Raw genomic sequence first — 11988 nt, 5'->3', positions numbered from 1 at the left:
ACAGTTGTCGGTTGCCGATATGAAATTTGTTCTGTAGATTTTCATGAAATTATAAGAAATAAATTTCATGAGGCGCCGAATGTTTCAGCAATCCCAGCAGCATGTCGCCAGTTATTACGCTCACAGTTGCGCCGATATTCTCAGCACACGGCCGGCACTGGAAGGTGCGCACGACACCGACGTGGTGATCATCGGTGCCGGTTTCAGTGGGCTGCACACCGCATTGCGTCTGGCTTTGGCCGGCAAGCGCGTCACCGTGCTGGAAGCCAGTCGCGTGGCGTGGGCCGCGTCCGGGCGTAATGGCGGGCAGGCGATTTTGGGCTGGTCGTGCGACATGCCGCCGCTGGAGGCTGCGCTCGGCCATGAGCGCGCCAGGCGTCTGTGGGACGGCATGCGTTGGGCCGCGCAGGAGCTGCGTGAATTGCCCGGACGGCATGGTTTCGATTGCGACTATCGCCCCGGCCATTTGTGGACGTCGGTGATGCCGCGTCGGGTCAGCCTGCTGACTGAATGGCAACACGAAGCCAGTCACAAATGGGGCCATCACGGTCTGCAGTTCATCCCTCGTGAAGACTTGCCGCAATGGGTCGCCAGCGATCGTTATCAGGCCGGGCTGTTTGACGCCGAAGGCGCACACCTCAATCCGCTGAAACTCGCGCTGGGGCTGGCCGCCGCCATCGAGCGGGCCGGCGGGCGTATTCATGAGCAAAGCAAAGCGTTGAGTTATCAGCAGGAGGGCAACGGTTTCCGCGTCCATACCGAGCGCGGTTCGGTGAAGGCCGACGTGCTGGTATTGGCTTGCAACGCCTATCTTGATGAACTTGATCCGCAACTCTCCCGTCGCATCCTGCCGGTCGGCACCTACCAGGTCGCCACCGCGCCACTGACCCCGGAGCAAGCCGCGGCGTTGCTGCCGAGCAACGTCTGCGTGACCGACAACCAGTTCGTCCTCGACTACTTCCGCCGCACACCGGACAACCGCTTGTTGTTCGGCGGCGGCTGCACCTATCTGGGTGGCATGCCCAAGGACATTGCGGCGGCGACTCGGCCGTTTCTCGAACGCGTGTTTCCGCAGCTTAAAGGTGTAGAGGTGGAATTCGCTTGGGGCGGGCATATCGATCTGACCATGAACCGTACGCCGGATGTCGGCGGCGAGGGCAATCGTTATTGGCTTCAGGGTTATTCGGGGCACGGCGTGTTGCCGACGCTGGCCGCCGCCCGTGCGGTGTCCGACGCGATTCTCGGCAAAGAGGATGAATTGGCGTTGTACCAGGGCCTGAGCAATGGCCGTTTCCCCGGCGGCAAGCACTTCGCCGCACCGCTGGAAGCCATCGGCAAGGCCTGGTATCGGCTGCGCGACAGCATTTGATGAGATTTTGACCATGAACAAGCAAGAAGAAATCGCTGCGCTGGCGATCCTGATCCACGACCTGCGCAAGCACAAGAAGTACACCCTCAAGGATCTGGCCGACAAGATCGGCCGTTCGGTGGGTTTTCTCTCGCAAGTCGAACGCGGCTTGTCGCGCCCGACCGTGGCCGACCTCACCGCGATCAGCGAAACCCTCGGCGTGCCGACCACCTATTTCTACAGCCTGCCCAAAGCCAAACAAGTGCCGTGGGTCACCCGTCCGGACGAACGACGCACGCTGTATTACGCCAACGGCATCACCGACATTCTGGTGTCGCCGCAGATGCGTGCCTCGTTCTCGATGCTCGAAAGTCATCTGGAGCCCGGCGCGAGCAGCGGCGACCGCCACATGAGCGACAGCTCGGAGCAGGGCGGTTACGTGCTCGAAGGCGAACTGACGTTGTGGCTGGGCAACGACGACGAGCCGGTGACCTTAAAGGCCGGTGACAGCTTTCAATTTGACAGTCACACCCATTGCCGCTACGGCAACCGCACCGGGCAGCTCACCCGCGTGCTCTGGGTCTACACCTGACAACAACAAAGGAAATCCAAGATGGACGCTGTCTGCTCTGATCTGCTCGCCGAAGTGCGCGCGTTTCGCCAACGCTACCCCGAGGTGCGTTATGTCGACCTGATTTCCCTGGACATTCCGGGGCATTTTTACGGCAAGCGCTATCCGGTGGACATGCTCGAAAAAGTCGCGGCGGGCAGTGCGCTGAAACTGCCGCAAAACTGCGTGCTGCTCGGCGTGCAGGGCGGTCTGTTCAAGATTGGCGATTACTGCTTCAACGACGGCGACCCGGACGCTGTGCGCCGCTTGGTGCCGGGCACACTCAAGCCTGTAACCTGGGAAGCGCAGCCGCTGGGGCAAATGCTGATTACCTCCGATGGCACGGCCAAACCGATCGAATTCGAACCCCGCGAAGTGCTGGCGAAAGTGCTGGATCGATTGGCGGGCAAAGGCATTCACCCGGTGGTGGCCTTCGAACTGGAGTTCTATCTGTTCGACAAAAAACTGCGCGACGGCCTGCCGCAATTCCCTCGCGACGAGCTGACCGACGACGCCGATGATCAGCCAAACATGCACATCGAACGCCTGTCGCGTTTCGCTCCGGTGCTCGACGAAATGGTTGAAGCAACGCGGGCGCAGGGCATCGACGCCACGGTGATCACCGCCGAGCTGGGGCCGGGGCAGTTCGAAATCAATTTCGGTCATCTGGACGACGGTTTGCGCGCTGCGGACTGGGCGGCGCTGTTCTGTCGCAGTACCCGTGGAGTCGCGCTCAAGCATGGTTATCGCGCCAGTTTCATGGCCAAACCCTACGTGGAGCATCCGGGCAGCGGCATGCACGTGCATGTCAGCCTGTATGACGCGGCCGGCAACAACCTGCTGGCGGCCAATCACCAGCAAGCACTGCGTCATGCGGTGGCCGGCTGCCTGGATCTGCTGCCGCACAGCATGCCGATCTTCGCCCCGAACCAGAACGCCATGCGCCGCCTGAGCGGCACGGTGAACACCGCGACCCAGGCGAGCTGGGGTTACGAAGATCGCGACGCCTGCCTGCGCATCCCCGAATCGGACACGAAAAACCTGCGCATCGAATACCGACTGGCCGGCGCCGATGCCAACCCGTATCTGGTGCTGGCGGCGATTCTGGTGGGCCTGGAACATGGTCTGGCATCAGGCAAGGAACCGATCCCGCCCCTCAACGACGATCGCAACAGCGGCATCGATTTCCCGACGGAAATCCTTGACGCCGTGCGGGCTCTGCAACACCAGCCGCAACTGCGTGCGGGACTGGGCGCCGAGTTTGTCGACGTGTATTGCGAGAACAAACGTCAGGATCACCTGGCATTCATGCAGGAGATCAGTGCGCGGGAGTATCGCTGGTATTTGTGATCACTGGTTCAGCGTCACACTTGAGTCAGGTGCAGCGGCCGCGATGACCGGATGGAATTCAGTACCGGTGAATTCCATCGCTCATCAAACTGATGATGGAGCCACCAGGTATTTTGAACACCGGGCGTGACGATGGCGAAAGAGCGGCTTCGAATGACGTCTGGAGAAAATCCAACGCCATCCCATGCGGTGTCTGCGCTGAGTTGGAAATAGTTGACTTTGGCTGGCAGCTATCGGCCAGAAGGGGTCATTCAAAGGATGGTTGTCAGTCTCTAACCATTATTTCTTCACACTTTTTTTGCTTTATGGAGGTGCACCAAATAATTCATATGCGCTCCTTTTTGATGCTGTTGCAGCCACATCTCCACAATTAAAGGCTCCGTTGGTCGTGGTTTATTTGCCATAATGGTGCATAAAAAAATAGTTTGACAGCGCAGTTCGGTTGAACATTAATTATCAGGGCGCTCAACTGGAATGTGAAACACACTGCTACGGTTCGTGTTTAAGGGTTGCTACTTCGTATTGAGCAGTTGTCGTCTCACGCTCTTCCCCCAAAATTGTAGATTTGACAGGGTAGCTCTCGCGGACTACTGTGATTTCGTATTTGTTCTGCTTGCGATATCTCTAGTGATCTCTCCCGAGAGTTTCCATGTTGGACCAATCCGCTTCTCGGATTGGAAGCTTCTGAAAATAAGCGTGTTAATCACCCATCAAATACGTAGAGGCTAGCAAGAATGGAATCTCAAACATACGAAGTTGTCATCGGCAATGAACGAAACCTGGATAAGCCAATAGTTGCTCTAACCAACTGTGAGGTTGCTTTTTCAAGCAAGGAAGAATTGGATCTATGCATTGTCGCGGTAATGGAGTCTGATGAGCGATTGGGAGCTCGACCGGTTGAGGCCGTTTTCTACGATTGGCAGCTTGCGACTGTGGTAAGGGGGTTGACCATGTTTTTCGGCGTAAGATGGTATGATCGAGAGTATTTCGAAAAGAATCGAGATATATACAAGAATAAAATGCACGGTCACCTCTTTTCTAAGTTCGGTGTGAGCGCAGAAAGCTTTAAAGTCAATCATTTTGTAGCAGGCTGATTCGTGTGAAGGGGTCGCCATGGCAGGGAGCTATAGCGGCCCCCATACGAAGGAAATTATGAATTGAGTACATTTCGAACGTATCTATACCTGGAGTTATTGCTCTGGATCTACCTCGGATGTTGGAACACAACGCTGCCTCTGATTATTGTACAGCGGGGCAGCCTGTTTGAACTGGCTGTCTACGAAACAGCACTCGCATTCGCAGCGATAATTTCAATGTTGTGCTTTGCGCCACGCGTTGAGTCGATGCGCCGTAGTACTGCTCTTAAGGCAGGTTGTATTGTGATCTTGTTTGCCAGTGCATTGCGGTACTTATTTGCTTCTAACTGGTATTCGCTTGACGCCCTGATTCTCATCGACGTTATCGCCGTAGCAGCATTTGGAGTGGTCCAGCCTCTTTTTGGCATCTATCCTGCTGAAACTGTTGATAAACATCAAACAAGTGCTGCATTTCGCATTCGGCGTATCGTTGTTACCGTGGGTAGAGTTGCGGGGCCTTTGTTAGCGGGCATTGTAATTGCGGTGTATTCATTGGACATTTCGCTACTTTTTTCTTCAATACTGGGACTGGTAGCCTTAGTAATAGCAATGGCTCTACCGATAAGTGAAGCCCCCACAATGCCGAGATCAACATCACGTCGTATTAGTGACATATTTCTTGGGCTTAAACTTAAATGCATTCTTCCGCCAGAACAATTTTTGACCTGTTCTGGGCTGCTACTTGGTTTGACCGTCACGGCGATCGTGCCGATGCTGGTTCCAACACTTATACATACTCGCAATCTTGCGGAAGGCAGTGCAGGTCTGTTGAATGCTGTCTTCGCGAGTGGAGCTATTGCAGGCTTGTTAATTTTGAGCCCAATTATTGCTAAAAGACAAAATCAGCGCAAAAAGTATCTTGGATGTTGGTCGTTACTGACTTTTTCACTTTGCGCGACGACGCAAAGCGATGAAGTTTGGCTATTGATTCCTTGGCTATTTTTCGCGGGGGCGGCCAGTGCTTGTATTACCTTGATCGGAATGGATAAAAGAGTTGTGTCTATACCTTCGGGTGCACGCGTAAGATTGATGGCGTCCACGTTGGTTATTAGTCAGTTGGGAAGCTCGGTTTCATTCGTGATGACTGGCGCTATCATGTCTAAATTCGGCACGGCGAGTCTGGTATGGCTGTATCTGGGAGTGTTTGCAGTTATCGTTTTATACTCCATGCGTTCAAAAGAGGTATGGCAATTCCTGGAGAATGATGCTGAGGTGGAGCTGTATTATCAAAATAAACATCCGAAGCTCGCGGCAGTTATGGCTACATGACATAGGCTTCAGGTAAATGGAAGGGTTTATTGTAAAATATCAAGGGATTGTGGTTGCTCGTGTACGTCATACAAACATGACCTTACCGTGATGGGCGCTCCATCGAGTAAAGGGCGAATTGCAGGTCTAGGACAGCTCTTGTAGGGGATGGGGGTGTCGAGTAGACGTCGGGCACCTCATATAGGTTGGAAGAGAGGCAGATACTACACAAATGCCAATACGTCCGCTTCTGGCCCAGAGTCTGTAAAAACGCTAGATCTCCTCTCGGTCTTCAAGGCTGACCCTGCTCTCGCGAAACGCGGGTTCGAAGTTATCTGATTTGGAACAGGCGGGAGATCGCGGTTATGGCCTTGTCTCCGTCAGTTTCATAGAGACCTAACAGGCGCGTTTGGTCGCTCAGACGATGAAGCCGAAAATGGTTATAGAACGCTTGGCCTAAGCGCTGATTATCGAATACACCGCGTTCCCAAAGAGTTAAAAACTCTTGATACGCAACGCGCTCAATTTCCAGTCTCGGCATGCTTTCCATATACACATCCATTTATGTCAGCGATGACCGAATCCTACTGACGCCGGACAGATGCGGCAATGCGTGTTTGGGGGCGATTTTTAATCATCCGAGCTGGCTTTGGAGTTTTTATCGGGCAACTTCCGGTCAGAAGGCGACACTCGCGAGTGACCGCTTTCCCATAGCGGCCCTGCGCGAACGGCGGATAAAGAGGAAGTCTGTCGCTCTCGCTTAGCCCAACCTCACGCCAGCGCATCATCCTGATGTGACAGCGGCTGCACCGCCAGGTGTGGCGTTTCGCCGAAGAACTCGATCAGCAGTTCAGTGAGCACACGAATTTTGCGCGCAGGGTGCGGACCCGGCGGGCGGATGATGTAGGCACCGGCCGGAGGGGGAGGATGGTTTGTCATGATCGGCACCAATGCGCCGGATGCCACGTGTTCATGGGTGAGGCAATCGGGCAGGTAGGCGACACCCAGGCCTGCGGTCGCGGCGGCGACCAGGGCGATGCCGTTGTCGGCCTTGAAGCGGCCTTGCGGACGAACCGTGATGACTTTGTCGCCATCCATGAATTGCCAGGCTTCGGTGCCCTGCATGAGCGCCTGATGGGCAATCAGTTCATCCGGCGTCTGGGGTTCTCCATGCGCGTTGATGTAGGCGGGGCTCGCGACGAGCTTGGTGTAGACCGGGCCAATCCGTCTGGCGATCAGATTGGAGTCCTGCATATAGCCCACCCGGATGGCGCAATCGTACCCCTCGGCAATGAGGTCAACGAAGCGATCGCTGTAACAGGTCTGGATGTGCAGCTGCGGATGCCGACGCGCCATTTCTGCCAGCATCGGGGCGAAGTGACTCTGGCCGAACGACAGCGGCACGGCCACGCGCAAGCGGCCGCGGAGGGCGCCGGCGGGCAGGATCGTTTCCTTGGCGATGTCGATCTCGGTGCAAACCCTGGCGGCGTAGTCCCGGAACGTCGCACCGGCCTCGGTAAGCGCCGCCCCGCGCGTGGAGCGTGCCAGCAATTGCACACCCAATTCGGTTTCAAGCCGAGCCAGGCGGCGGCTGACGATCGATTTCGACACGCCAAGACGCAGGGCAGCCTGCGAAATGCCCCCGGCATCAGCCACTTCCACGAAGGTCTGCAGTTCTTCGATGTCCACGCTTGCGTTCCTCTTTTCGCGACACAGCACGTCGCGCAATGCTACTACTGCGTCAAACATGGGAACAGCACAATGGATTTTCCGGGCATGGCGTCATTCGCACGTGTCTCGGAATCCATCACCCGCACAGGCTCCGGCCTGATTCACAAACGTGCGTCACCCATGAAAAGGATTTGCCAATGGCAAGCGAGACTCTCCGCAACCCCCATACCGATCAGCTACTGACCCCGGAAAACTCGGCGTTGATCATCATCGATTATCAGCCGGTTCAGGTTTCTTCGATCCGCTCGATGCCGCGTGATGAACTCGTCTTCAACATAACCAGCGTCGCGAAGGCGGCGGTCAACTACAACCTTCCGATCATCCACTCGACAGTCAATGTCGCGACCGGCCGCAACAAGCCGCCGATTCAGGAGTTGCAAAAGGTGATCGGCCATCTGCCGACCTATGACCGCACATCGATCAACAGTTGGGAGGACACGCAATTCAAACAGGCAGTCAAGGCGCTCGGGCGCAAGAAGCTCATCATGACTGCACTCTGGACCGAAGCGTGCCTGACATTCCCGGTGCTCGACGCGATCCAGGAAGGTTATGACGTTTATGTGCCAGTCGATGCGGTCGGCGGCACATCGCTCGCCGCGCATGAGGCGGCGTTGCGCAGAATGGAACAGGCGGGCGCGAAGCTCATCAGCCGGGTGCAAATGTACTGCGAACTACAGCGCGACTGGGCGCGAGAAGTGACCGTGCCGGGCTTTCTGGGCGTATTCGAGAACTTCGACGGGTTCAACGCTGAAAAAGCGCTGGAAGAAGCGGACAAGAAGGCCTGATTAGCGGGCAGTGGATGAAGGTGTCGCTCGCGAAAGCGGGCGCCACCTTTATTTTTTTCTTGCTGCAAACGACTGCTTTTGTGCAGGCCCTGCCGCCGATTCAGTACCTTGGATGCGTCATGACCCTGTCAGATACCAACATGTGGAAGCTGGACAGTAGTGTCGCTAACTCATGTGTCAGGAAGAGCCTTCACCAAAACCAATACGGCAAAAATTTCGGTGTGGGTTCGATCATGAGTTCCAGGTGGTAGGTGATCGGGTTGAAGAAAAACATATCCAGTATCAGAAATGCCGCTACGCCAAACGACAGCGTCATGAACTCGCGATAGGGATGCTCGGCGAAGTACTGGTGTTTGCCATGGTAGAAGCTCAGCAGCGCAGACAATCCCAAGACTACGCCCAGGTAGTTGGGCTGTAACGGAACATCGGCGAAGTTGTTGTAGACCAGCACCGCCACCAGCATCCCCAACCCAAGCAGAGGCAACTTCAGGCAGAAGTTCAGCAGGCCTTTTTTGGCGCGGACCAAGGCGGCTTCCTTGCTGACGAAAAGGTAGGCGGCCAGCAGCGAAATGGCCGGGGTGATTGCGAGGATGTAGCGCGCTTTCTTCGAGCTGGGGATTGTAAACAGCACCAGCAGCACCAACAGCCACCCGGTCAGATACAACAGCAGGTCGATGTCTTTATCGCGGGTCGAGCTGAAGAACAGTTTGTACTTCTTGAGAATTACATTAATGGCGTAAAACACCGTGATGCCGTAGGTCAACAAGCCTGCGGAGAAGTAGAAGTAATAGCGTGGCGCGTGGTCGGAACCGAAGCGTCCGATGCCCTGCATGTTCAGCACTTCCTCAAGGAACGCTTGCCCACCTTGCAAGTAGGCGGCCCATGCCAGCAGCGCAACCCCAACAGTCAGAATCACGCCCGAGAGCAATGAATACAGCAGCAACATGCGCCACTGCCGGCTCAGCAAGTAATAGGCGCCAATGACAGTCGCGGGTCCGATCAAGCCAATAGGCCCCCGAAAGGCGAAACCCAGTGCCAACCCGAGGTACAGAAATGCAAGGCGACGCGGGTCCTTTTTTACATCGGCCGCATAGGCAAAGTAGAAGCACATCACCGTTAACAGCGCCGGATAGATATCCAGTGCCAGCGAGTTGACGCCGTCAAGAAAAGCCCAGGTGAGCAGGCTGAAAAGAACGCCATACGCGCCCCATTTCTTGCTGTGCAACGCGCCCAGCCGATAAATGAATACCAGCATCAGCGAAGCGGCCACGCAGGACGGAAGACCCATGGAAAGAATGGACACCCGGCCGAACGGCAAGGAAACCAGATAGACCAACAGGGTATTGAGAACCGTATAGTCGGGATAAGGCTTGAGGTCGTCGGCAATCGGGAACAGTGTGATGCCGTGCAGCAACATGTACTCGGCAAAGTCGACAAAACGTGTTGTGTAGTTCAGGACAGCGGGTTTGTACTGCAATGCCATGAACACGGCCAGTGTCATGAAAAAAATGCTCAGGCATGGATTTCTTGTAATCAATCCTTTGAACAACACTGCCTGCCAAGTGCGCTCTACAACAAGCGGAGCATCATATCGATCCATCGTTAATCCTTTGCTGCAGTTGTTCTTTTCGCCCGCAATCTGGAAGCCAGATAAAGCCGCAAGTGAAGTTGTTATTTTCGCGAGATTGAATTTGAGCCTAGTTCACGGTAAGGCCTATTCAAGCATGACGTGCCTAAACATTCCCTGAACAAGACGGGTTAACGTCAACAAAAAAAACATAAACAAAGAGTGTGCTATCGGGCTTTAGTGTGTGGGGGATTAACCAGATCACAGCGCCGCTGCTTTTTCTGGTGTTACGTGGTATCCCTCAGCGCTAAGCTCAGCTCGTAGCAAACGGCTGCCGCTCCTTGAACCACGTCAGCGCCTGTTGTTTGAACGCCTCGGCCGGCGGTGTCAGTGGATAACGCTGGTCGTGGGCGAGCACGATGCGTTGCACCGGCAATGGCTCGCGAATGGGGCGGCAGACCAGTGGCTGGCCGTCGTAACTGTGATCGCCGAAGGGCCGGGTATAGGTCAACGCCACGCCAAATCCGTTGGCCACCAGACTGCGCTGAAACTCGAAACTGTGGGTGTGCTGGACGCTGGCCGGGGCATAGCCATGGAAGTTGAACAAGTCCAGCACGTGCTGCCAGCTGTGGATCTGATCCGTCACCACCAGAGGGCATTCGCTTAGTGCTTGCAGGCAGACCTCGGCCGCACTGGCCAGCGGATGATCGGCCGGCAGCAGGGCGTGTGCGCGCAGCTGACAGAGCTCGACGCATGTGGTGTTGGCCGGCAAGCCCAGATCGTAGGTCAACGCCAACTCCAGCGTGCCCTCGGCCAGACGCTTGCCGAGATATTCGAACTCGCCTTCGCGCATGTCCACCGTGACCTGCGGGTGTTCCTGCTGCAAGCGTCGCAGGATCTGGGGCAGGCAATACGGCGCCAGATCCGCGTAGCAGCCGAGCACCAGTTCTCCGGAAAAATCCGTGCTGTCAGCACCGATGTCGGCGAATGCCCGAGCCTCGCTCAACACGCGCTTGGCCTGAGTCATCAGCGTGCGCCCGAACGGCGTCAGCGAGACCCCGAGGCCTCGTTGACGAACGAACAACGGCTGGCCGAAAAGCTGTTCCAGTTCGGTAATCGCGGTGGAGATCGAGGGCTGTGAAACATGCAGTTCCTCGGCCGCCAGTGTCAGGTTGCCGTGCTTGGCCGCAGCGAGTGCGTAACGCAGTTGTCGCAGGCTGAACTTCATAAGATTTTCTTCGGTGACAGATCAAGACATATTATTTTCTCTTGGCTGAGTGTCATGGAATATTTGCCCTGTGCCTACTTTTATTTCTTGCGTGAGGGAGTTTCAGGTCATGACAGCCAGCGCTTACACCGTTAATGAAAAAGACATCGAAGCCTTCCAGCGCGATGGTGCGGTTTGCCTGCGCGGAGTGTTCTCCGGGTGGATCGACACGATTGCCGCCGGCATCGAGCGCAACCTCGCTGAACCGGGCGTGTATGCGAGCCGCTACGTTGAAAAAGATGACCAGCCGGGCGGATTTTTCGACGACTACTGCAACTGGCAACGGATCCCGGAATTTCGCCACATGGTCGAACAGTCCCCGGCCGCATCGGTCGCCGCTGCGATCATGCGTTCAAACTCGGCACAGTTCTTCCATGATCATGTGCTGGTCAAGGAGCCAGGCGCGCAGAAAGCCACGCCTTGGCATCAGGACATTCCCTATTACTTCGTTGAAGGCAGCCAGAGCGTGAGTTTCTGGATTCCGGTCGACCCGGTTCGCGAGTCGACGTTGCGCCTGCTGGCCGGGTCGCATCGTTGGGAGAAAGGCATCAAACCGGTGCACTGGGCTGATCAGAGTGACTTCTACCGCGATGCCGATGGCTATCGTGAAGCGCCGGATCCGGATTCGGAGGAGGGCATGCAAGTGCTGGAGTGGGAGATGCAGCCGGGCGATGCGGTGCTGTTCGATTTTCGCACCGTGCATGGCGCCCGAGGCAACGCGTCGGCGCAGCGTCGCCGGGTGCTATCGCTGCGCTGGCTCGGCGATGACATGCGCTACTTCGAGCGGCCGGGGCGGACTTCGCCGCCGTATCCGGGGCATGCGATGCAAACCGGTCAACGACTGCGCGAAGACTGGTTTCCGACGATTCATCGGCAAGCCTGAGTTGTGAATTGCTGACAGGTGCCCGTCACGTCGTGATGAGCACCTGCACCGCCGTAATCCTGT

At 56.1% G+C, this 11988-nt stretch carries 11 protein-coding genes; 7 read left to right on the top strand and 4 right to left on the bottom strand.

Going from position 1 to position 11988, the window contains the following annotated elements; translation table 11 throughout:
* The first annotated feature begins 79 nt into the window (after window positions 1-79).
* The 5 genes from M0808_RS16025 to M0808_RS16005 all read left to right on the top strand — a co-directional run bounded on the left by M0808_RS16025 (window position 80) and on the right by M0808_RS16005 (window position 5713).
* Window positions 80-1369: an FAD-binding oxidoreductase gene (locus M0808_RS16025; protein WP_247841830.1), complete on the top strand. Its 1290-nt coding sequence runs from the start codon at window positions 80-82 to the stop codon at window positions 1367-1369.
* A 13-nt stretch (window positions 1370-1382) separates the two neighbouring features.
* The gene (locus M0808_RS16020; RefSeq protein WP_247841829.1) at window positions 1383-1940 is read left to right on the top strand and encodes a cupin domain-containing protein; all 558 of its coding nucleotides are present in this window, start codon (window positions 1383-1385) and stop codon (window positions 1938-1940) included.
* A 21-nt stretch (window positions 1941-1961) separates the two neighbouring features.
* Window positions 1962-3308: a glutamine synthetase family protein gene (locus tag M0808_RS16015; RefSeq protein ID WP_247841828.1), complete on the top strand. Its 1347-nt coding sequence runs from the start codon at window positions 1962-1964 to the stop codon at window positions 3306-3308.
* 734 nt (window positions 3309-4042) lie between these two features.
* Window positions 4043-4402 (top strand): hypothetical protein, encoded by a 360-nt coding sequence (locus M0808_RS16010; RefSeq protein WP_166495709.1) that lies wholly within the window; start codon window positions 4043-4045, stop codon window positions 4400-4402.
* Between the two features lie 63 nt (window positions 4403-4465).
* Window positions 4466-5713 (top strand): MFS transporter, encoded by a 1248-nt coding sequence (locus tag M0808_RS16005; protein WP_247841827.1) that lies wholly within the window; start codon window positions 4466-4468, stop codon window positions 5711-5713.
* A gap of 310 nt (window positions 5714-6023) precedes the next feature.
* On the opposite strand, the gene M0808_RS16000 is transcribed toward M0808_RS16005, so the two are convergent.
* Window positions 6024-6242 carry a hypothetical protein gene (locus M0808_RS16000; RefSeq protein WP_098964050.1) on the bottom strand — a complete coding sequence of 73 codons (219 nt, stop codon included), beginning with the start codon at window positions 6240-6242 and terminating at the stop codon, window positions 6024-6026.
* Window positions 6243-6463: 221 nt separating this feature from the next.
* Complete coding sequence (locus M0808_RS15995) at window positions 6464-7381, bottom strand: LysR family transcriptional regulator (protein WP_139053964.1); 918 nt, start codon at window positions 7379-7381, stop codon at window positions 6464-6466.
* Window positions 7382-7560: 179 nt separating this feature from the next.
* Between M0808_RS15995 and M0808_RS15990 the strand changes: the two genes are divergently transcribed.
* Window positions 7561-8208: a hydrolase gene (locus M0808_RS15990; protein WP_204894616.1), complete on the top strand. Its 648-nt coding sequence runs from the start codon at window positions 7561-7563 to the stop codon at window positions 8206-8208.
* A 190-nt stretch (window positions 8209-8398) separates the two neighbouring features.
* Here the strand turns inward: M0808_RS15990 and M0808_RS15985 are convergent, their stop codons facing one another.
* Together M0808_RS15985 and M0808_RS15980 are read right to left on the bottom strand one after the other, a co-directional pair.
* Window positions 8399-9709 carry a glycosyltransferase family 39 protein gene (locus M0808_RS15985; protein WP_348773046.1) on the bottom strand — a complete coding sequence of 437 codons (1311 nt, stop codon included), beginning with the start codon at window positions 9707-9709 and terminating at the stop codon, window positions 8399-8401.
* A gap of 379 nt (window positions 9710-10088) precedes the next feature.
* Complete coding sequence (locus tag M0808_RS15980) at window positions 10089-11003, bottom strand: LysR family transcriptional regulator (protein WP_134786416.1); 915 nt, start codon at window positions 11001-11003, stop codon at window positions 10089-10091.
* Between the two features lie 109 nt (window positions 11004-11112).
* Between M0808_RS15980 and M0808_RS15975 the strand changes: the two genes are divergently transcribed.
* On the top strand, window positions 11113-11925 hold the full coding sequence (locus tag M0808_RS15975) for a phytanoyl-CoA dioxygenase family protein (RefSeq protein WP_134786415.1): 813 nt from the start codon (window positions 11113-11115) through the stop codon (window positions 11923-11925).
* Window positions 11926-11988: the final 63 nt, after the last annotated feature.

Source organism: Pseudomonas sp. MWU12-3103b, assembly GCF_023100615.1.
Lineage (GTDB): Bacteria > Pseudomonadota > Gammaproteobacteria > Pseudomonadales > Pseudomonadaceae > Aquipseudomonas > Aquipseudomonas putida_A.
Note: the sequence above shows the minus strand (reverse complement) of the source record. Positions and strands in the feature narration are given on the sequence as shown.